Here is a 23,246-nt window from a genome sequence, read left to right as displayed (position 1 = left end):
TGTCATCAAAACTTCATAACATTCTTCTGTGGGGTCGCGCCTCGGGAAACGTCTCAGCACCGAGGCCCGTGGCTGCGCTCCTGCCGCCGCGGGCTGCTGTTGTCAGAGGTGCCTGCATGTCCATTCGTCCGTCGTCCGTCCGCTCCATCCATATGTCGTCCGGGCGCGCGTTGCGGCGGGGGCTGCTTCTCGCGACGGTCAGCATGGCGGCGTTGTCCGCAGCAGGGTCGGAATCTCTGGCGCGTCCCCTGGGGAGCTATGCACAAGGCTCGTCCGGCGCTGCCGCAGCGGCGGCGCAAGGCGCGATACAGGCCGCACGGCAAGCGCAGGAGTCGATCAACCGCGCGACGCTCGCGATTCGGGCAAGGCAAGCGGCGCAGAACGCGGCGAGGGCGGCGGCGCTCGCAGCAAGGCCAAGTGGTATCCCGGACGGCCTGCAGCCGGGTGGCCTGCAGATCGGGGCGGGGGTGCGGATGCCCGGCGGCGGCATCAATCCGGATCTCTGGCGCGGAGCGGACCTGCCGACCGAGACCGTGAGCGGGGATCGCACCCAAGTGAGGGTCGATCAGACCCAGCAGAAAGCGATCCTGACCTGGGACAGCTTCAACGTCAGCGAGCGCACGGATCTGCGGTTCAATCAGCAGGGTCGCGCCGACTGGTCGGTCCTGAACCGGGTGCTCGATCCGTCAGCGGCGCCGAGCCGCATTCTCGGCACCATCAAGGCCGACGGCGCCGTCTACGTGATCAACCGCAACGGCATCATCTTCGACGGCAGGAGTCAGGTGAATGTCGGTAGCCTGATCGCGTCGTCGCTCGATATTCATGGTGGCGCGATCGAATATCAGGCGGGCGCGACCGAGCAGCAGAAGCTTGCGGCACGCAATCAGCGCTTCATGGACGGTATCTTGGCCGCTAATCCGCCGTCCAACGCAAGCGTGCCGCTGACCTTCTTCGACGGCACGAATATGAATGCGGCCGCCGACCGCACGAAGCCCGGCGAGGCGTTCGCGGCCTATGACGGCGTGACGGTGGAGGCGGGCGCGCAGATCGCCGTCGGCAGTTTCGGTCAGGCGGTGCTGATGGGCCACAACGTGGTCAACCGCGGTAGGATCGATGCGCCCGACGGTCAGGTGCTGATGGCGGCCGGGCGCGGCGTATTGCTGCTCGACGGCACCAAGCGGGATGCGCTCAAGGACGGGTGGGGCGCAGATATCGGTGGTCCGCCGATCCGCGGCTTCCTTGCGGGAGTGGATCGTGGCGGCTTCACCGAAAACTCGGGCCTGATCATCACCGAGCGCGGCAACATCACGCTCACCGGCAAGAACGTCAGCCAGGACGGCGCGCTGATCTCGACGACGGCAGCGGAAGCCGCGGGATCGATCCTGATCCAGGCCCAGTCAGGCATGGTCAGGGGCACGAACCATACCCGGGATCTGACGGGAAATCCGAACAATCCCGGCAGCCTGACTGAGGGTATGTTCCCGAACATGACCGGTGAGGGAGGTGCCGCGGAATTTGGCGAGGGCAGCTACGCGGCCATTCTCCCGGATTTCAGCGGCGAGAAGGTGGTCGGCAATCCCTACAAGCCGTCGACGGTCGACGTCTACGGCAACAGCATTGTGTTCCGGAAAGACGCGGTGTTGTTTGTTCCCGCCGGCGACATGCGTCTTGTTGGCGTGAAGAAAGACGGGCGAAATTCATCAGCGCCCAACGACAGCCGGATCTACATCGACTCTGGCGCAATCCTCGATGTCTCAGGATTGCGCGACGTCGAGATCGCAATGGAGCAGAACACCATTCGCGCCGAGCTGCGCGCCAACGAACTGCGCGACAACCCGGTGCTGCGTGATGGCAGCCTGCGCGGCACGACCGTCTATTTCGACGCCCGCTACGGTGCCAAGCTGACGGACGGAACGGGCGTTGCCGATCTGTCCGGCTACTACGATCTGATCCCGCGCGATGTCGCCCAGTTCATGACGGTCGGCGGCAAGATCTCGATGGCCGGCATGGAGGTAATTGCCCGCGAAGGATCCGTTATCGACCTGTCGGGCGGCAGCGTCCGCTACCTCGATGGCTACGTGCGCAGCACGCGCCTGATGACGGCAGGCGGCCAGTTGGTGCCGATCGAGCAGGCGCAAGCCGGCGTGGTGTACCTCGGCGTGGAGGGCGATTTCATTCGCAACCATGAACGCTGGGGCATCGTCGAGCGATACGTGTCGCCTTTCGGCAGGACCGGGGCCAGATTCGAAAAAGGATACACCGAAGGCCGCTCGGCAGGATCTCTGTTGCTGAACAACGTCGTCACGGCCAGCTTGGGCGGAGGCGACAACGTTTCCACCGATGCCATTCGTATCTTCGATGGCGAGGTCCGCGCCGATGTCGTCGTCGGCGAGCGCCAGCGCGATGCCTCGACCGGAGCCGGCGTCACCGATGTGACGCGCATCTGGCACGAACGGCCGAGCCTCGGGACGCTGAATATGGGCTCGAACTACAGGATCATCACCTCTCAGTTCGACGCCAATCCGATCGGCGGCAGCATCATCATCGGCAGCGATGGCCCGCGGCTCGGCAAGGACTTTGGTGCCGACACCGCTCTTCTGGACTACACGCACGATCTCGCATCGCTGTACGGCTCCGTACAGGCCTATCAGCATGTGCTGCCAGAAGCATGGTTCGACGGCTCGACTTTCGGCAACGTCACGCTGATATCCGGCGGCGGCAAGAACGGCGTTCTGACGGTCGGCGAAGGCAAGACCGTTGACGTCGGCGCTTTCGGCTCCTTCACGTTCGTCGGCCGGCAGGCCGAGATCGACGGCGCGATCAGCGCGCCGGGCGGAAAGGTGCACGTCGAAGCTCTGCGTTCGACGTCGCCGGCAGGATCGACGTCGATCGCCTGGGATCAGATTCCGGAAATCGAACGTCCGATCATTCATCTGGGCGAATCCGGCGTCATCGACGTTGCCGGGCGCTGGACCAGCGATCGTTCGGGTGCGAGCAACGTGTCGCCAGTCGTCAATGGCGGCAAGGTCGAATTGATCAGTCGCAGCATCATACTGGACAAGGGTTCGCTCATCGACGCAAGTGGCGGCGCGCACTTGTCGAGCAACGGGAAGGTCGAGGCGGGCAATGGCGGGTCGATCCTGATCGATACGGTCACCCCATACATCAGCACGAGCAGCGCCGCAGGCCTCGCGAACGGGCGGCTCGAGATGAACGGCGATATTGTTGCCTATGCGCCAGGCAGAGGTGGCTCGCTCACCATCGATACGCCTGACGACGTGGTCATCAGTGATCACACGGTGTTGTTCGCGGATGGGGTCCTGCCTGCCGGAACGGCCGCGCCGCGGAACATGATGCTGGCGGCGGACTTCACCCTGAAGACGGGTGATGTGCTGCCGGTCGATTTCCAGTACGTGTTGAACAGGCTGGCTGCAGGCGAAAAGGCGCCTGTCGACGTAACCCTGTCAGGTCCCACCACCACCATCGGATCTGGCGGCTTCGTCGTTCCTCCGGGGATGAGATACCGCAAGTTTCCGCTCTCCACCTATTACGGCGCAGGAGAAACCATTCCAGCCGGGACGAGGGTCTACGGCACGCCCACACTGGCAAAAGGCTTCGCGCTTCCGATCAATCTATTCCCGAACGGCAGTGCGATCACCGCCGTGACCTTGACCAAGCCGGCTGGCTCCGTGGCCGACGCACCGCTCACCCTGAAAGCAGGGACGATCATTCCCACTGGCTCCGTTCTCTCCTCCGCGAGCCAGGTCGTTGCACCAAGGGTCCTTGCCGCCGATTTCTTCACCAAGGGGGGCTTTGCAAGCTATGCGCTGAGCGGCGCGCGGGGCATGACGGTGACGAGCGGTACCGTCATTGCGCCGACAGTCGATATGCTGATGCTGAACGCCGCTGCAATCCAGGCGCCGAACGGCGCCAGGCTCTACAACCTGCTCAACCAGCAGAACGGCGTCGCGCTGCTCAACTCGTCCGAACGTCCTGCTGGTCTGCGCGACCAAATGGAGCTCACGCTCGGCACCGCGCCGTTCTCGCCGGACGGAACAGCACGGCCCGTGCGCGTCACCGGGGCATATCAGACCTCCGAGTTCTTCACGGTGGCCCGGCATCCGGGCCGGCTGGTGTTGGAGACCGGCGCCGAGATCCTGATGGATGCCAAATCCACAGTCCGGCTCGACTCGCTCGTCGATGTGTTTGTCGATGGTACGATCTCGACACCCGGAGGAACAATTCATCTTGTCCCCAATGGCACGCAATCAACCTATCTGAATGCGAATGTGCGCCTGGGCGCGAATGCCCGCTTGCTCGCAGGCGGCTACCAGGAATCCGTCCCGACAACCTATGGCGAACGCCGTTCGGTCGAGGCGGGCGGCCTGGTTCAGATCGGCGTCCTGCCGGTGAACGGCGACAATCGTGCGACCCAGGGCGCGGTGCTGATCGATCCGCATGCGGTGATCGACGTATCCGGCGTTCATGGCGTTGCGGATCTGGACCGTGGCGGCGCATCGACGCTCTCGAAGTCCGGCAGCCCGTACACTCCGGTCGAAGTCGATGGCGCGGCGGGGGCGATCACCATCTATGCCAATAGCGGCGTGATCGCTGGTGATCTCCGGCTGTCGCCCGGCGGCGCCAGCGGATATGGCGGCACGCTGACAGTCGCCACCGGATTCACCTATCCTCAGCTCTTCGCCATTGTCGTTGCGCAGTCTGCGCCGGCTGGATTTGCGGTCACGCAGAACTCGCTGGCTTCCGGCTATTCGTCGCTGCTCGTGGCCGCGGACGCGGTCAACCGTTCCGGCGCGGATGATCTTTCCCTACTGCCGGCCGAGTTCACCAACAACCGCGGCATCATCTTCGATGGCGACGTCACCCTCGCGACGCGCCGTTCGATCACGCTTGCCAGCTATAATCTCAGCACCGGCGCTGGCGTTTCGGCCGTTGCCGGTTCGGTGAACCTGACATCGTCCTACGTGCGTCTGCAGGGCTACAGCTCGGATTACCAGGGTGGCATGTCCGCTCCGTCCGGCACGGACGGGCGGCTGACGATCCATGCCGATCTGATCGATATCAGCGGCGGCACCAAGCTCGGCGGCTTCGGCCAAACATCCTTCGTTGCAACGGGCGATGTCAGGCTTGCCGGCAATTCCGGCGTGACCGGCACGCTGACGACCGCGGGCTCGCTCCTGTTCGATGCGGCCCAGGTCTACGCCGCGCTCGGTCGGGCCGGGCCGTATCTGGCGGACGATCCGCGCGAGCTCGCGGATACCAATCCGGGCTTCCTCGTCGATGCAGGCCGTTCGATCACGGTGCGCTCGAACGGCCGCGCGGCGCCGGTGCCATTCTCCTATGGCCAGCGACTGACCTTGCGCGCGCCGATCATCGACCAGGGCGGCGTGATCCGCGCGCCGCAGGGACAGATTCGGCTCGAAGCCGGCCAGACGTTGACATTGCGGCCGGGCAGCCTGACCTCCGCGTCGCTCGAAGGGCTCGTTGTTCCCTTCGGCTATCTGACTTCCGATGGTCTGTTCGGCGGGTACCACAAAGCGGGCTATGTGCCGACCAAGTCGGTGAAACTCGCCGGCGCCGATGTCGACGTCCAGCAGGGCGCGGTGGTCGACGTCAGCGGCGGCGGCGATCTCCTCGGCTGGTCGTTTGTCGGCGGCAACGGTGGATCGGTGAACGTCCTCGCCGACACCTCCGTCGAGCGCTACGCGATCCTGCCGAGCCTTGGCGCTGCGCCTGCGCCCACGAGTGACAATGCGCCCGCAGCCGTCGGCGGCACGGCGCCGCTGCAGGACAGCCGGCTGAAGGTGGGCGACACCGTCTATCTTCAGGGCGTCCCGGGCCTCGCGGCGGGTTACTATACGCTGCTTCCCGCACACTACGCGCTGCTTGCCGGCGGCATGCTGGTCGAGCCGTTCGGCAGCAGTTCCGCCGCAGCGTATCCTACCGTGAAGTTGGCCGACGGCTCGGTGCTGGCGAGCGGCTATCGTGCGGTCGCCGGCAGCAGCATCCGCGACGTCGGCTTTTCCCGCTTCAAGGTGATGGATGCGGCAACGTGGACGCAGTACAGCCAGTTCAACACCCTGTCGTTCAATACCTCCGCCCATGAACTCGCACAGGCGGCCGAGCTCCCGACGGTGCGCACGCCGCAGGACGCAGGCGTGATCATGCTCGCCGCCGGCAACAGCCTGAACCTCGCAGGCACGGGGCGGTTGGGCGCCAGCGCCGGCGGGCTGCTTGGCAATCTCGACGTTTCGGCGGCGAAGATCGCGCTTGTCAGCGGGGCAACCGCGACGCCGATGGGCGTGCTGCGCCTCGACGCGCATCAATTGGAAAGCTTCGGCGCCGGCAGCGTGCTGATCGGCGGGACGCGCGCCTATGGTGCAACCGGAACCACCGTTACCGTCGGCGCGAGCGAGGTCACCGTCTACGAGAACGCCGAGTTCTCCGCGCCTGAGCTCATCCTCGCGGCGTCGGGAACAGTCGAGGTCCGTAACGGCACGTCGCTCACGGCACAGGGGGTGGCGTCCGTGGACAGCAATCCGCTGCTATTGAGCGGCAACGGCGCCTTGCTGCGGCTGTCCACAGGAGAGCGCGTCGGCCTCGTGCGCACGGGAAGCAACGGCACCGCAGGCGTGCTCACCGTTGGCGACGACGCGGTGCTGCGGGCTGCGGGCTCGATCTCATTCGACGGTGGCAACGCCATCAACCTGTCCCCTCGTGCGGTCTTTCAGGCCGCGCAGCTCGATCTCGCCTCCGACATCGTCAATCTGGGCGACGTGCCGGCCGGCACCGCGGGGACAACCTTCACCGAAGGCATGCTGGAGCGTTTTGCTGCGGCTTCCGACCTGCTGATCCGCGGACACCATTCGATCAATTTCTACGGCGACTTCCAGCTCGGGCAACACGGCGCAGCCGGGACCGCAACGCTCAAGGCGCTGACGCTGGATACCGCATTGCTGCAGGGCGTCGGCGCGCCGGCGCGTCGGCCCAGCATCACCGCGCAGACGCTGGCGCTGCGCAACAGCGGCGCTTCGGGGACCTATGCCGGGCCGGATACGGCGGCCGCGCTGAACCTCGACGTTGATCGCCTGCTGCTTGGACCTGGTAATGTCGTACTCGGCGGCTTCCAGGCACTGCAGGGCAGAGCCGGCGAGATCCGTGCGTCTGGAAGCGGCACGTTCAACGTGATTACCGCCGGTGCCGCGGGCACGGGTGGCGTGTCGCTTGCGGTTGGGCGGGTCACGGCGGAGGCTCAGTCCGACTATGCGCTCGTGACCACGGGCAGCCTGCAACTGAACAAGGGCGCGTTTGCCGGCGCCGCTGCTGATCTCCCGATTGGCGGCCGCCTGATGCTGCAGGGCACGAGCGTCGTGTTCGACACCCAGGCGATCCTGCCGGCCGGCGTGATCGACATCCGCGCGACCAGCGGAGGATTGGTTGTTGGGTCCTCGGCGATGCTCGACGTCTCCGGCCGCGCCGTGGATTTCCGCGACGTCGTGCGCTTCGCCCCAGGCGGCGGCGTGACGCTTGTGGCGGCTGGCGATCTCTTGCTCGCGCCCGGCTCGGTCATCGACGTGTCGGGATCAGCGCGCGGCGGCGATGCGGGCTGGATCGATCTGACCGCTGCGCGCGCGCAGATTGACGCCGTTCTCCGCAGCAACGTGGCAAGTGGCTACGCCGGCGGCTCCTTCACGCTCGATGCTGATCAACTTGGCAGCACTTTCTCTGACCTGAACGGCAGGCTCAACGCCGGCAACTTCGATCGCGACATCACCGTGCGTTTGCGCGCGCAGGATATTGCGCTTCTGGCCGGCGAGCGTCTTTCGGCGCATCGCGTGATGCTGCGCTCCGATAGCGGCTGGATCGACATCCAGGGCACGATCGCCGCGGCAGGCGACGAGGTGATCGCCGACGGCGGCGACGTGCGTCTGATCGGCGAAAAGGGCGTTCGGCTCCATGCCGGCGCCCGCATCGAGGCCCAGGCCGGGCCGACGGCGGCGGACGGCTATGCGCCGGCCAGCGGCTATGTCGAACTGGTCTCGACCGGAACGCGTAGCGGCCTCACCGACACGAAAGGGATTGATGTCGACGCGCGCGCCGTGATCGACGTGTCCGGTGGCCGTGAGGGCGGCGGCCGCATCCTGATGCGCGCGAACTACGTGCCGGTCGCCGGAGACGATCCGCGCAACGTCTTCCGCGTCGCGGCCGGCAACACCTCAACCTATGTGGGCGCGCGCGAGAAGGTTCTGGTCGGCGTCCACACCTATGACGTGGCTGCTGTCGATGCGGCGTTGGTGACGCAGGCGTTGGCTGACCTGCAAGCCATGCCGGCAAACGCGGTCACGGGCTTCGCCTCGATGGGCGGAGCGCTGTTCCGCAACACCAGCGGCGATCTGACGATCGCTGCCGATATCGATCTCGGAGGGGCCAGCCTGAACCGTCCGAGCTGGATGGGCTTCGAGGCCGGACAGGACATCCTGGTCAATGCCACGATCAGTGACAGCTTCGACAGTGCCGCAAAGGGCGCAGCCCTCAAGTCGGCCGCGCCCGATGCGGGAGTGACCGGGACTTCGTTCAACTTCAACTTCGACAGCGGTCGCGATATCGTTGTCGGCGCGGGCGAGATCATCCGCAGCGGCACCGGCGAGATCCGGATGGATGCGGGACGCGATCTCGTCCTCACCAGCAACACCTCGGTGATCTATACCGCGGGCGTGAAGACGCCGACCAAAGCAGGGTTTGTCGTCGGCGCCAAGCAGGGGGACTATCCGACCGCGGGCGGCAACATCATCCTCAACGCGGGACGGGACATCACGGCACCCATCGTCAGGCAGAGCACGTCCGCCTGGCTCTATCACTACGGCGAGACCAACTGGACCGGCGATCCCGCTGCATCGACCGTCAAGGACCAGACGAGCTGGTCGATCGTGTTCGGCAATTTCGAATCCGGCGTTGGCGCACTCGGCGGCGGTGACGTGCGCGTGCGCGCAGGCCGCGACAGTAGGGACCTCTCGGTCGCAATCCCGACGACGGGACATCTGACCACGCCGACGACACCGCAAGGCCAGGCCGGTCCGGTTGCCACCGCGCAGGACCTTTACATCCGCGGCGGCGGCAATCTCGACGTCCGCACCGGGCGCGATCTTCTCGGCGGCGTGTACATGCTCGGGCGTGGTCATGCGGAACTGAGCGCCGGCGGACGTATCATGGCGAGCGGCGCGCTGGCGCCGCTGCGGACCGGCAACTGGACCGCATCGCCGCCCTACACCACGACCACAGTCAGCATGCTGGTGGGCCTGATGGACGCCACCGCCAGCCTCAGCGCGGTCGGCGGGGTTGCCATCGAAGGGATTTACGATCCCATGCTCATCGGACAGGTGGCCGGCAATCGCAGCGGCAACGTCGGTTCCGCGTTTATGAGCTTCTCCGAACGCGCGGCCGTCGATGCGGTGTCCGTCGGTGGGGACGTCGTTTACTACGGCAACCCATGGCGGGCTCCGGATCTCAGCCTCGGCGGCGCCTACGAGGTGCAGGTGAAGACCGTCAGCACACCGGATCCGAGGCCGCTGTTGCTGGAGCGGTTGAACCTCCTGCCGCCGACCTTGCGGCTGGCTTCGCTGCAGTCCGATGTCTCGATCGCTGCCAAGGCGCGGACGTTCGGCATCTACGTGCCGATGCTGCTTGCGCCGGGGAAGTCTGGAACGCTCGAGCTTCTTGCCAATGACGATGTTCTGCTCGGTCAGGGGCAGATGATCCGGCTCGACGATACCGGGCTTGCCTATCGTCGCGGTCCGCTGGCGCCGTTCGGCACCGACAACAATGTCTGGCTGAATCTCGGCCTAGGCACTGCGCTGGCGCAGCCGATCGGGGCCAACACCAATTGGGAGCGCGGCTTCGATCTTCTCCACGCCGGCGATGCCGATCCCGTCCGGCTCTATGCGCTGAACGGCACAATCGGCACGATTCTGGGGTGGGGCGTGACCGCGCCGAAGCCGGTCGATGTCTACGCCGGCAAGGACATTCTCTACGGCGCGATCATCGCGCAAAACAACAACCCGTCACAGGTGTCGAGCGTGATCGCCGGGCGGGACATCATCCGTCCCCAGATCGCGTTCCTCGGGCAGGGCTCGTTGTGGGTCGAAGCCGGCCACGACGTCACCTTCAACGCTCACGACAATATCGGAATGCGCGGCGGCATCATGAGCACCGGCAACGTGCTGGTCTCGGGCTTCAACGAAACCCGCGCGAGCACCGACAATCCGAACCTGGCGCTTCCCGACAAGGGCGGCAACATCAATATCATCGCCGGCACCGCCGGCGGCGCGGACTATGCCGGATTCGTCGATCTCTATCTCGATCCACGCAACGCGTCCGATCCAGCGTTCCCGCTGTCTTATCCGACCAATGCGGGCAAGGTAGTGCGGACCTACGAGAAGGAACTGGCCGAGTTCCTCAAGGGCCTCGGTTACGACGACCGTCCGGCGGATGAGCAGCGTGTGCTGTTCGCATCGTTGCCCAGGCTCACCCAGCAGGCCTTCCTGCAGAAGGTGCTGTTCACCGAGCTCAAGGAGACCGGCATCGACTACAACAACGCGGACAGCCTTCGCTTCAAGCAGTACACCCGCGGTTATGCCGCGATCCAACGCCTGTTTCCGGTATCGCCGGACACCATGAGTGCTGGGGTCGGGGGTGATATAACGCTGCGTGGCGGCGTGGTGCAGACCCAGTCTGGCGGCGATATCAGCATCATGGCGCCCTACGGCAAGGTCGCCGTGGGCTATGACAGCGAGATCGCCAAGAATCTCGGATCGGGCGGCGTGGTCACGCGGCGCGGCGGCGACGTCCGCATCATGGCTGACGGCAGCATCGATCTTTACGTCTCCCGCGTCTTCACCCTGCAGGGCGGCGATCTGACGATGTGGACCTCGAACGGCAATATCAGCGCGGGCGCCGGAGCCAAGACATCGGTCTTCAACATTCCGCTGAAGTTCGCGATGGACAACGACGCGCGCGTCTCTGTCGACGCATTCGGCCTTTCGACCGGCGCGGGCATCGGCGTGCTGGATGCGCTGCAGGGTAGCGGCGATGCGGTGGCGCCGCAGCCGCCGTGGAATCCTCCGGCCGGCACATCGGGCGCCACGCAACAGGACAAACCAGTGCGCAAGAAAAGCCGCATGGATCTCCTCGCCTTCCGTGGCGAGATCAATGCCGGCGACGCGGGCATTCGGGTGGTCGGCGACTTCAACATCGCAGCGCTCAGCATCGTCAATGCCGCCAACATCACGGTATCAGGGGCGGCGACGGGGCTTCCGACCGTGCAGGCGCCGAACATCGCCGGCCTGACCGAAGCCTCCAACGTGGCCGGCTCCGCCGCGCAAACGGCGACCTTGCCAGCAGCAGCGCGCGGCGGCGAGCAGCCTTCGATCATCATGGTCGAATTCCTCGGCTTCGGCGGCGGCGACGGCAGTCCTGAAAACGAAGAGCAGCCAGGCCGCAAAAACAGGCAGAGCTACGACACCAACAGCGTGTTTCAAGTGGTCGGCAACGGCACTCTGACGCCCGAACAGGCGCAGGCCCTCACCGACGAGGAGAGACGGAACTCCGCTCGTTGATCGGCAAATCCGCGGAGATAAGGTATCGCAGCTTCGGGTAGCGTGGGGAAAGGCGGTAGCATAGCCGTCTCGACGCTCACCGACCCGTCTAGAGCATATTCGGTTCTGATTGAATCAGAACCGAAGCTCTAGATTCTTGTTTTGACGCGTTTCCCGCCTGAGCTGCTTGCGTCACCAACAATGAGCATGCGGCCTGCGGGAATCGGCAGCCAGCGGTGGAAACGCGGCAGGCGCACTCACTTGTCATTGAACAAGGATGCCCTGGTCCCTCGTAGCGCCGAGCGGCCGGGAATATCGTCTGCCGGCTGTCCTGGGCGGTCTCCATCATCAATATGCCCGGATTTGATTTGCGACAAGGACGGCCTCGATATTCTCGATGACGCCCGATCGAAAGTGTTGGCAATGTGGGCGAAATGTATTTCATGCAATCGATCGCTTTGACGCGTCGAGCCAAACATGGACCGGCTGTTCATCGTTCACGATGTGTCCGCCGCGGCATCCTGACATCTGAGTGTAACACAGCTTGCCTAATGTCGATCTTCTGTGAATGGGGATCGTGTTGACTGGGATTGTGCCAGTATCCGCGCAGTCCCGGCGCTTTTTGTTGTGCGGTACGCTGGTGTTCGTCCTCTCGCTCTGTGCGCAAACGACGGCTGCCCAAGAACGCCGCATTGAATTCAACATCCCTGCCCAAGCGATCGACAAGGCTTTAGACGCCTTCGGCGCCATAAGCGGCTTTCAGATCTTCTATGAAACCGCTCTCACCGCTGGCCGTCAATCGAAGGCGGTCAACGGTGTCTTTGCTCGTGAAACCGCCCTTCGTCTCCTGCTGGAAGGCTCAAACCTGACCGCTCACATCATTGCGGCCGACACGATCACGATTGCGCCGTCCAATACAACAAACGCTGATCTGCATCAGGCGAAGCGCGCTGCGGTCTCTTACTATGGCTTCATGCAGGCCGGCATCATGAGCGCGCTGTGCCGGAGCGCCACGACGAGGCCGGGCACTTACCGGCTGGCGATGGAGTATTGGATCGACGCCTCGGGGCGGATCACGGAGCTCCGGGTGATCCGATCGTCGGGAGACCAGCAGCGTGACGGTGCGATCGCGCAGGCAATCCGCACCGTCGTCTTTCAACCGCCGCTTGTGGATATCCCGCAGCCTGTCACGCTCGCGATCGAACCGAGCCCGCCTCAAGATCTTGCCGGATGTATGCCCGACCGCGTCGACGCAGAACGGGTGCGATGATGTCGGACACGGTTTGGGCTTCACTGCGACGAACGTTCTTCGTTCGCTATGACGAGATCAGAATCCGGCTGGCGCGCTCTCTTGGGTCGAAGGAGCTTGCCGACGACGCGCTGCACGACACATATTTGCGTCTGCATCGCAGCGACGCGATTGGGGTAATCCAGCAGCCCGAATCCTATATTTTCAGGATCGCATTGAACGTTGCGACGGACAAGCGACGCGAAGAGCGGCGACGTGCCTCGCAGGCCGAAGTTCTGGCGTCGATCCGGCCCCAGGATGAAGCGTTGGACCTCTCGCGGGAGCTCGAAGCGCGCTCCGAGGTCGAGGCTTTGAAAAGAGCTTTGGCCGAGTTGCCGCCCCGTCGTCGTGCTATCCTGATCGCAGCCCGCGTTGATGGTTTGAGCCATGAAGTCATCGCCGAGCGATTCAACATCTCTCGCACAATGGTGCAGAAGGAGCTACGCCGGGCGGTCAGCCATTGCGTCGAACGGCTTGGGAAAAGTGAATCGCCCTGACGGTGAGCTGTGAAGGGAGATGAAACGATATATGAGGAAGAGAACATTCAACCCATGATTTTGAGCCATGATGCGAGCGCAATCTGAAATCCTGCAAGGCGAAGCGCTGGAGCGGCTCATGCATGCGACCTCCGGGCATGCAACCGTCGCCGATCTGCGGGACCTGGAGGCGTGGCGGACGCGGAGCGCGGCGCATGCGGATGCCTATCGTCGGGCGCTGGGAATCTGGGAGTCGCTGGGAACTGCCGCGCGGGAAGCCAAGACCGCGGCAGATCACGTGATGATCGCTGGTCAGGTTCGCGCAGGGGGCAGGCCCGTCGGCCGTCGGGCTTTCCTGATTGGAGGCGCGGCGGCCGCAGCAGCCACGGTCGCCGCCGGGTTCGTTCTGCAGCCGCCGCTGGGCTTATGGCCGTCTTTGCCTGATCTGATGGCCGATTATCGCACCGGCGCGGGTGAAAATCGCGCAGTTGCGTTGGCCGATGGTCTCTCCATCGAAATGAACACACGCACCAGCATCGTTCGTCGTCCTTCAGATGATGGGGAGGAGCGCATCGAGCTGCTTGCGGGCGAGGCGGCGATCGTCGCTGCACAAAACGCATCGAAGTCCCTGACCACAATCGCCGCCGACGGGCGCGTGTTTGCGGCAAGAGCGCAAGCTAATCTGCGCAATGATGCCGGCGCGGTGCATGTCACTTGTCTCAGCGGCTCCGTGCAGGTCGAATGTGGTGGCCGTACCGCAACGCTTCGAGCGGGCGAACAACTCGCCTACTCCCCCCAGCTCGTCAGCCCCGTTGCCGTCGTTGATCCGGCAATGATTATGGCCTGGAAACGAGGATTGTTGATCTTCCGCGATGAGCCGCTGGCCCAAGTGCTCGATGAGGTCAACCGCTATTGGCGCGGAAGGATCGTTCTCCTGAACACCGATCTTGGTCACCGCCGTGTCACGGTTCGGATCGAACTGGCGCGTATCGAAGAGGTGGTTTCCTATGTTCGAAGCGTCCTGGGCGCGAAAGTGCGGACGCTGCCCGGCGGCGTCGTGATTCTGACGTAGCACAAACTTCACAAAAAAATCGGGCGCGATGGTTAGCTGGATGCGCCCGCCTGCGGGACAGAATCGCGCTCATCGTTCGCATTGGAATTAGAATCGCTGCTATCGGTCTCTGTTTCTGATCCCCGCCATGAGATGCGGATCGACGTGACGATCATAGTCCTCGGCGCTAACAAAACCGAGTGCCAGCGCAGATTCGCGCGGTGTCGTGGACTCGCTCAACGCCTTGGCGGTGATCTTCGCGACCTTGTCGTAACCGAGGATTGGATTCAGAGCGGTCGCGAGCAGAAGGGCGTTCGACACGTTCAAATCAAGCTGCTGCCGGTCGATGTCCAGCTCATGAATGAGACGCACCGCAAAGGTTCGGCTGCTGTCCGCGAGAATCCGGATCGACTGCAGGATGTTGTAGATCAGCACGGGTTTGGCGACGTTGAGCTCGAAGTTACCAGACGCGCCCGCTGCCGTGACGGTCGCGTGATTGCCGATCACCTGAAATGCGGCCTGCGTCACTACTTCGGCGATGGTCGGGTTGCGCTTGCCCGGCATGATGGACGAGGTCAGCCCGTCATGCGGGATGACGAGCTCACCCAGGCCGCAGCGCGGGCCTGAACCCAGAAACCGGATGTCGTTTGCGACTTTGAGAAGACAGACCGCAAGCGTGTTGAGCGTCCCGGAAACTTCAACCAGGGTGTCGTGTGCGCCCATCCCCTCAAACTTGCTCGGATTGGACGTGAAGGCCAGGCCGCTCAATGCGCTCAGTTCATCGCAGAACGCCAGATCGAAGCCGGCCGCCGCGTTGAGACCGGATCCGACCGCGGTCCCGCCCTGCACGACGACATGGAGGCGAGGCAACGCGTCTTCGATCCGAGCGATGCAATTATCGATCTGCGTGTAGAAGGCCTGAAAAGCTTGCCCCATCGTCATGGGAACCGCATCCATCAAATGCGTGCGTCCGATCTTCACGACGTCGGAAAAGGATACGGCCTTCGCCGCGAGTTCGTCGCGCAGCGTTTTCAAAGCCGGCAGCAAGCGGTCGCGTATCTCCAGCGAGGTGACAATGTGCATCACCGTCGGAAAGCTGTCGTTGGACGACTGCGAGCAATTGACGTGATCGTTGGGATGGATCGGTGCCTTCGCGCCGAGTGGCTGACCCAGCATTTCGTTGGCGCGGTTGGCAATGACCTCGTTGACGTTCATATTGGTCTGCGTGCCAGAACCAGTCTGCCAGATCGTCAATGGAAAATGATCGTCGAAGCGGCCCTCCCGCAATTCCACGGCAGCCAGCTCGATCGGCCCGCCGATAGCCCGATCAAGCGCGCCAAGCCGAACGTTGGCACGGGCCGCCGCGATCTTCTGCAGGGCGAAAGCGCGAAACAGACACACCGGAAAACGCTCGTCGCCGACTTCAAATACCCCGAGCGCGCGCTGCGTCTGCGCGCCCCAATAGCGATCAGCTGGCACTTCGATGGCGCCAAATGCGTCATGTTCGATGCGTGACTGGACCACGTTGGCTGTCCTCCCGTGGAGATCGAAACCGGCAATCAATTCCGCCGCAGTAAGTTGAAACTAGAGCATGATCCGGAAAAGTGGAGACCGGTTTTCCGAAAAAGATCATGCTCAAGCAAAAAGCTAGAGCGGGATGACGATTCGAAGAAAAGTCATCACGCTCTAGGGAGTTTCGACGCGCTTGCAGGCGGTCTCGTCGAACTCTCCGGCCAGCTTCGCGACGACCACCGTTGCCACCGTGTTGCCGATGACGTTGCACGTCGCAAGCGCGATCGAGAGAAAGCGGTAGACGCCGAAGATCAGCGCGAGGCCGTCGACCGGCAGAATTCCGGATGCCGTCACGGTCGCGGCGAAGACGACGAAGGAACCACCTGAGACCGTGGCCGCTCCCTTCGATGTCAGAAGCATGATCGCGAGAATTCCGATTTCCTGCTCCCAGCTTAGCGGCACGCCATAGGCATTGGCCAGAAAGATCACGCCCATCGACATGAACAGGGAGGTGCCGTCGAGATTGAAGGCGTATCCGGTCGGCAGGACGAGCCCGACCGTCTGCTTCGAGGCCCCATACGCCGGCAGCTTCTCCAGCAGGCGTGGCAACACGCTTTCCGAGGAGGCGGTGCCCAGCATGATGATGATTTCGTCGCGGATGTAACGCAGCAGCCGGAAGATATTGATGCTGAACATGGCGCAGACTGCGCCGAGGACCACCACAATGAACAGGATAACCAAGGCGTAGAACGTCAGCACGAAGTATGCGAGCGAAACCAGCACGGCTGTTCCATTGGAGCCGACGGCGTAGGCGACGGCGCCGAACGTTCCAATCGGCGCCAGGGCCATGATGATGTGGATGAACTCGAAGAACGCGGTCGAGATCGTGTTCAGTCCGCTCTCGATGGGTGCGCGCTTCTCCGGCGAGAGCGCCATCAGCCCGAAGCCGAAGATCAAGGCGATGACGAGAACCTGAAGCAACTCGCCGCGCGCGAAGGCCCCGACGAAATTGTCCGGGAAGACGTTGAGCAGGAACTGGTCGAATGTCGTGTGCGAGGTTGCCGCGGCCTTCGTCGCGGCTGCGGCGCCTTTGGCTGCTGTCGCCGGCGCAGTGACATGATCGAGGTTCTTGCCGACCCCGACGAGGTTTCCGAACAGCAGGCCAAGCGCCAGCGCAATCGTCGAGACGATCTCGAAGTAGATCATGGCGATCAGCCCGACCTTGCCTACCCGTTTGATGTCTCCGGCCGCGACGACACCGACGACGACCGTGAGAAAAACCAGCGGCGCGACCGCCGTCTTGATCAGCCGCAGGAAGATATCACCGAGAATCTTCAGAGAAGCGCCGAATTCGGGCCACACAAGACCAACGATGATTCCGAGAATCATGCTGACGGAAACCTGGAGACCGAGGTTCTTCCACAGGGCTTTCTTCGTTGGCTTGACGGTCTGTTCGAGAGCGATGTCCTCGCGCTGCGTTGTCGCCATGGCGGCCATGGTGTCCTCCTGGGTCATCTGTTGGGCTGAAGCGGCGCTCTGCGGCGCATTGGCGAGATCGGCTGCGGCGCGCCGGCGATGTCAGCCGCCGCGAGCGGCATTCGCGCCTGACATCTCCAAAACGCGATCGACCATCGGGCCGCACAGGCCCAAATAGTTCGCGGGATCGCAATGACGCCGGATCGCATCCTTGCCACCGAGGGCCTCGGCAATCTCCGGCACGTCCGCCAGAATGTCGGCGAGTTGTCCGCCGCCTTCGATGGCCTTGCGGCAGGCGTCATAGACGACGTCGTGCGCTTTTTGCCGTCCGAGCTTTGGCGCGGAGGCCATCATCACAGCCTCCGCAACGATGAGGCCTTGGGTGAGATCGAGATTGTCCAGCATTCGCCGCTCATGGACGACGAGGCCGGCGAGCATGAACCTGGCGTTGGCCAGCGACGAGGCCGTCAGCAGGAAGCTTTCCGGCAGGGACACCCATTCGAGATGCCAGGGGCCGGTCGCCCGCTCGAAATCGTGGATCATGCCGTCCAGCATCGCGGCGACGTGCTGCCGCACGGCCTTCGCCGCCGCGAGCATCAGCTCGCTGGAGATGGGATTGCGCTTCTGTGGCATCGTCGACGAGGCGCCGCGCCCAGGCACGAACGGCTCGGAGACTTCGCCGAATTCCGACGCCGACATCAGCATCACGTCGGTCGCGATCTTCCCCAACGTGCCGGTGATAAGGCCCAGCAGAGTCACCGACTCGGCGATGCCATCCCGGGCGACGTGCCATGTGATCGACGGCTGATGCAGTCCCAGCTCTTCGCAGAACAGTTTCTGCATTTCGAGGCCGGCGGCGCCGACAGAGGCGAGCGTGCCGGCTGCCCCGGAGAATTCGCCAAGGAGGATGCGCGGCAGCGCCTGATCGACACGCTCGATATGCCGGTCGATGGAGGACAGCCAGACCGCGGCCTTGTAACCGAACGTCACTGGAAGCGCTTGCTGGAGATGGGTTCGCCCGGCCATCGGCGTGTCGCGGTATTTCCGTGCCATCGTCGCCAGGATGTCACGGACCTCGCGCAGGTCTCGCGCAACGATTTGAAGCGCTGCCCGGATCTGCAGAACGTTGGCCGTGTCCATGATGTCCTGGGTCGTCGCCCCCCAATGAACGTAACGACCAGCTTCACCCGCAGCTTCCGAAAGCTGATGCACAAGCGGAAGGATGGGGTAGCCGACGATCTCGGTTTCGTGGCGCAGCTTTTCGACGTCGAACTTGATGGAGTGCGCAGCCGCCTCGATGGCGTCGGCGGCGGCTTTGGGCACCACGCCCAATCGGGCCTGGGCACGGGCAAGTGCGACTTCGGCTTCGATATAGCGCGCGATAAGCGCATCGTCGGCAAAGACCGCTCGCATTTCGGCAGTCCCGAACATGTCGCGAAACAAAGCCGAATCGAAAACTGTGCTGCCCATCCGTCGACCCCCTTGGATCATTGTGTTATATTATGTTCGTACATATTAATATGTACGGACATAAAGGATGAGTCAACATCCTTTCTTGACGAATCCCACTCCCATTGGGCTTCCATTGACCGGATAGAACGGAGGCAGGTGTGGAAACGCGGTACGCTTACGTTGCTCGCCTGCTCACGGAGGCAATCGCCGGCGGTCGACATCCCATAGGTTCGGTTCTGCCCAACGAGTTCGAGCTGGCCGAACAGTTTGCCGTGAGTCGCTCGACGGTGCGTGCCGCGATGCGCGAACTTCAGGCGTCAGGCCTCGTCAGCCGCAAGAGGAACGCTGGCACGCGCGTCGAAGCGCTGACGCCGCAACGCAGCGGTGGCGGATTCACCCAGGCGCTCGAATCCATAGAGGCCGTGCAGCGGTTCGGCGTCGAAACCGAACGTCACGTCCAGCGGGTTGCCGAGGTCGTCGCCGATGATGCGCTGGCACGGGATCTCGGATGCCGGCCCGGGCGTCGCTGGCTGCGCATATCGAGCCTCCGCATGATCCCCGGCGATGCAACGAAGACCCCGATCTGCTGGACAGATGTCTACATCGACGACGCTTTTGCACGCGAGGTTCGATCGAGGATGGATGGCCATCGCGACATCTTCGGCACGCTGGTGGAAAAGATATCCGGCCGGCGATTCAGCGAAATTCGTCAGGATATCCGTGCGGTCGGCGTGTCCCATGACATGGCAGAGCCTCTGAAGGCCACGCCGGGCGCGCACGCGCTTGCGATCCGGCGTCAATATCTTTTCAGCTCGAACGAGATGGCTGAAGTATCGCTCAGCATTCACCCGGCCGATCGATACAGCTACACGACAAGGTTGATGCGGAAGGATTCGGAGCGGGAGTGAGGCGGCGCCGCTAGAGCGTTTTCGAGCGAAGTGGACACCGGTTCGCGCGAAGAAAACGCGTCAAAACAAGAATCTAGAGCTTCGGTTCTGATTCAATCAGAACCGAAAATGTTCTAGGAGTTCACTCCCGTGCATTGCGTTGAAACGTTCCCAGCCGGAGATGATTTCAGGCAGTGCCCATAACCACCTGCAGATATTGCGCCAGCTCCGCGCGCCGGAAGGGCTTGCCGAGAACGGGAAACTCGCCCTCTGCCCCATGGCGCGACAACGCGTCTGCCGCATTGCCTGAAGTGAGCAAAATCTTGATGCCGTTGCAGAGCTGCTTCGCTTCGCGAGCCAGTTCAACACCGCTGATGCCTCCCGGCATCATGATATCGCTGAATAGCAGATCGAGGCTCTTGTTATCCCTCAGAATCCGGATGGCGTCGGCGCCATCCTGGGCACAGAGGACTTCATAGCCGAGCTCTCTCAGTATTGCTGACGTGACGTCCCTGACATCGTGATCATCTTCGACCATGAGAACCCTGCCTGACCCTGCCGCTATGTCCGGGAGTTGGGTAATATCCCTCCCCACATCGGACGCTTGGCCGGATCTGGGCAGATAGAGACTGACCGTGGTTCCCATTCCGACTGTGCTTTCGATGGCGACATGGCCGCCGGATTGCCGGACGAACCCATAAACCATGCTGCGGCCGAGCCCGGTTCCTTTGCCGACCTCCTTCGTGGTGAAAAACGGTTCGAACGCCCGATCCAGCGTGTCTTGCGGCATGCCGCAGCCAGTGTCGGTGACGGAGAGCTTGACGTACGATCCGGACGCGACACCGGCAATGGCGTCTTCGTGGAGGGTTATATTTCGTGCCTCGATCTCCAGTCTGCCGCCGTCCGGCATGGCGTCGCGCGCGTTCAGGGCCAGGTTGAGGAGCGCTGTCTCCAGTTGTGCCGGGTCAAGATGGCATGGCCACAGTTGATCGTCTGCGACAAGGTTGATCTTGCACCTGTCTCCGAGTGCGCGAAGGATTAGTCCCTGAAAATCCCGAATGAGAGCGTCTATGTGAATGGTCTTCGGGTTCAGCTTCTGCCGTCGGGAAAAGGCGAGAAGCTGCGCGGTCAGGCTCGCACCCCGGTCGGCGGCTTTCCGCGCCGCTACGGCGAGTCTCCGGACGCATTCGTCGTCTGCCGTACGGCCCTCGATAAGTTCGAGATTGCCCGAAATCACCATCAGCAAATTGTTGAAGTCGTGGGCAACGCCCCCCGTGAGCTGGCCGACAGCCTCCATCTTTTGGCTCTGATGGAGTTGTTCTTCCATCAAGCGCCGTGCCTCGACGGCGTGCTTCTGTTCGGTGATGTCTCGAAACAGGATGACGATGCCTTCGCCGGACGGGAATGCATTGACCGCGTACCAGACATCTCGAAAGAACGTTTCGACAGACGCGGAGTTCTGTTCCGACATCGCCGTATGTGCTCGGGCCGAGAGGTTCTTGTCGGTCCAATCCGGAAAGATCTCACACAGATTCATACCGATGAGGTCATATCCTACAGCGAGCTGCGCCTTTGCCCTCTCGTTCAGATAAGTGATGTACCATTCCGTATCGACGATAAGGACGCAGTCGGTCGTGCTCTCGAATATCGTCGTGATCCGAGCCGCTGCCTGCTCGGCTTTCTCCTTGGCATCGTGCAGCTCATGTTCGCGGTTCGCGAGCGCATCGGCCATGGTGTTGAATGCGTCGGCGACCCGGGTAATCTCTGATCCTTTGTCCCGGATATGCACTCGGCCCGCGTAGTCGCCAAGTCGCCATTGGTTGGCCGCATCAACCATTTGTCCCAGCGGATGCTGGATGAACCGACGGGCACCAAACCAGGTCAAGGCCAATACGACCGACGTGCCCAGGACAATCAGGAGGATGCCTAGCCGCGTACGACGTTGGATCTGACTGAAGGCCAGCGTCTTGTCGACGCCGAAGGTGACAAAAATCTCTCCGGCGTCTGCTTGCAGCGCTGTGTAGCCTACGATCCGCTCCACGCCGTCAATGTCGCGCGCGGTTGTTGTGCCCGAGTGATCCGAGTGCAAGTAATGGTCACCGGGTATCCTCCGGCCGACGAACTGGTCGTTACCAGGATAGCGTGCGAGATACGTGCCGTTGCGGTCTCTAATGGCGAGGGCGGCGCCGGGGGGCGGCCCCTTCTGCGCGAGATAATGAGCCAGCCAATCGAGGCTGAGGGCGGCTATTACGACGCCGCCCATGTGGCCATCGTCGTCGTAGAATGGCAGCGCAAAGTGGAGGACGTTGCGGCCGGTCGCTCGGCCGTGCGCGAACTCTCCGACCGTAAACTTGCCGGTTTTCAGGACGTTGGCGAAGTAGGCGCGCCCGGCGGCGGTCGATGGCTTATAGTCGCTGGTCGAGTCGCAGAAAGAATCTCCGTTCATGTCGACCACGATAAAATTAATGAACCCCGGATAGCGCTCCTTGATTCTGGAGAGGTAAGCCTCGCATCCGCGGGCGTCCTTCGCCTTTACCGCCGGAAGTTCCGAGAGCGCAATCAATGCCTGGCGAATTCCTTGGATGATCTGCTGCTGCTCGGCGGCGGCGAGCTTGGCAAGACCAAGCGCCAGCTCTTGCACTTCCATTTGGTGCGAGAAACGGAGGTCAAACTCATTGTACAACTGGATTGCGATTCCAGGCAGAAGCGCAAACGCCACCAGGGCAAACAGCCGCAACAATAAAGCCACCGCCTAGTTTCCAAGACGAGAAATCTGACGTGGCAGGCTGTAGAGCTCTGGCGCGCGAGGGCGGCGCAGGGCGTCACGCCCACAGCACACCCTGGCTTCGCGATCGCTGTAATCGGTCCGGTCGACCAGCGGACGTCGTGCGTATCGCCTTCGTGTCATCTCTTACCTGTCTGCTGTTCCAATTGGGCAGGGCAGCACATAGGCTTTGTTACGATGCGATTTCGGCGTTTAGCGTTTTGTCACCGTGGCGACATATTTGTCGCGCCAACAACTAACGCCGCGTTCTCTGTTACAGTTGCAACGGAGCGCCGCTGGGATGAGCCGGATACTCGAAATAGAATGATATCGGCCTAACTGGACGGCAGGCATTAATGGCGTCGATTGCGTATCGCGGCGGTAGGAGATTTGTTGTCTGGTGCACCGCTTAGTCTGGCCGCAGCGCGGATCGCATTCCAGGAACTTGCTCGGCGCGACGGAGCGGCAGTTCTCGAACGTGCTCAGCGGGCGGCGGATCGATGTTATGCCAGTCAAGATTATGCAGAGGGTCGGGCGGCTCAGCGAGAGAAGCGCAAGCCAGTCTTTCGTGGAAACGAGCCTGTTGCGATCGAGTCAATGTTTGGCGTAACCGGCAATCTCCTGCGTGCTCGTGTATTCGCCTGGCCTGCTTTCGATCAATCGCAGGAACGGGGTGCTGCGCGCCTCGCAACCACCTATTCTTGCGATATTGGCGCTGGCGAGCCGGAAAG

9 protein-coding genes and 1 pseudogene are annotated in these 23,246 nt (G+C 62.9%); 6 read left to right on the top strand and 4 right to left on the bottom strand.

Going from position 1 to position 23,246, the window contains the following annotated elements; translation table 11 throughout:
- Positions 1-116: 116 nt before the first annotated feature.
- The 4 genes from AAFX91_RS10420 (at position 117) to AAFX91_RS10405 (ending at position 14,445) form a co-directional block, all read left to right on the top strand.
- Positions 117-11,630, top strand: coding sequence for a filamentous haemagglutinin family protein (locus AAFX91_RS10420; RefSeq protein WP_394566397.1), 11,514 nt, complete (start codon positions 117-119; stop codon positions 11,628-11,630).
- 547 nt (positions 11,631-12,177) lie between these two features.
- Positions 12,178-12,879, top strand: a complete 702-nt coding sequence (locus tag AAFX91_RS10415) for a TonB family protein (protein WP_394566396.1) — start codon at positions 12,178-12,180, stop codon at positions 12,877-12,879.
- The gene (locus tag AAFX91_RS10410) at positions 12,879-13,394 is read left to right on the top strand and encodes an RNA polymerase sigma factor (RefSeq protein ID WP_394566395.1); all 516 of its coding nucleotides are present in this window, start codon (positions 12,879-12,881) and stop codon (positions 13,392-13,394) included. The genes AAFX91_RS10415 and AAFX91_RS10410 overlap by 1 nt, the downstream gene beginning before the upstream one ends.
- Before the next feature lie 67 nt (positions 13,395-13,461).
- A complete protein-coding gene (locus tag AAFX91_RS10405) occupies positions 13,462-14,445 on the top strand; it encodes a FecR family protein (protein ID WP_394566394.1) in 984 nt (327 codons plus the stop codon).
- Positions 14,446-14,544: 99 nt separating this feature from the next.
- Here AAFX91_RS10405 and AAFX91_RS10400 read toward each other — a convergent pair whose 3' ends face one another.
- The 3 genes from AAFX91_RS10400 to AAFX91_RS10390 form a co-directional block, all read right to left on the bottom strand.
- On the bottom strand, positions 14,545-15,987 hold the full coding sequence (locus tag AAFX91_RS10400; RefSeq protein WP_394566393.1) for a class II fumarate hydratase: 1,443 nt from the start codon (positions 15,985-15,987) through the stop codon (positions 14,545-14,547).
- 123 nt (positions 15,988-16,110) lie between these two features.
- The gene (locus tag AAFX91_RS10395; RefSeq protein ID WP_394566392.1) at positions 16,111-17,433 is read right to left on the bottom strand and encodes a cation:dicarboxylate symporter family transporter; all 1,323 of its coding nucleotides are present in this window, start codon (positions 17,431-17,433) and stop codon (positions 16,111-16,113) included.
- Positions 17,434-17,514: 81 nt separating this feature from the next.
- On the bottom strand, positions 17,515-18,882 hold the full coding sequence (locus AAFX91_RS10390) for an adenylosuccinate lyase family protein (RefSeq protein ID WP_394566391.1): 1,368 nt from the start codon (positions 18,880-18,882) through the stop codon (positions 17,515-17,517).
- Positions 18,883-19,022: 140 nt separating this feature from the next.
- Here AAFX91_RS10390 and AAFX91_RS10385 point away from each other — a divergent pair.
- A pseudogene (locus AAFX91_RS10385) lies at positions 19,023-19,211 on the top strand (GntR family transcriptional regulator); the annotation flags it as partial.
- A 75-nt stretch (positions 19,212-19,286) separates the two neighbouring features.
- Complete coding sequence (locus AAFX91_RS10380) at positions 19,287-19,772, top strand: GntR family transcriptional regulator (protein WP_394566400.1); 486 nt, start codon at positions 19,287-19,289, stop codon at positions 19,770-19,772.
- Between the two features lie 166 nt (positions 19,773-19,938).
- Here AAFX91_RS10380 and AAFX91_RS10375 read toward each other — a convergent pair whose 3' ends face one another.
- A complete protein-coding gene (locus tag AAFX91_RS10375; protein WP_394566390.1) occupies positions 19,939-22,500 on the bottom strand; it encodes an ATP-binding protein in 2,562 nt (853 codons plus the stop codon).
- Positions 22,501-23,246: the final 746 nt, after the last annotated feature.

It is taken from the genome of Bradyrhizobium sp. 31Argb, from assembly GCF_043638955.1.
GTDB lineage: Bacteria > Pseudomonadota > Alphaproteobacteria > Rhizobiales > Xanthobacteraceae > Bradyrhizobium.
Note: the sequence above shows the minus strand (reverse complement) of the source record. Positions and strands in the feature narration are given on the sequence as shown.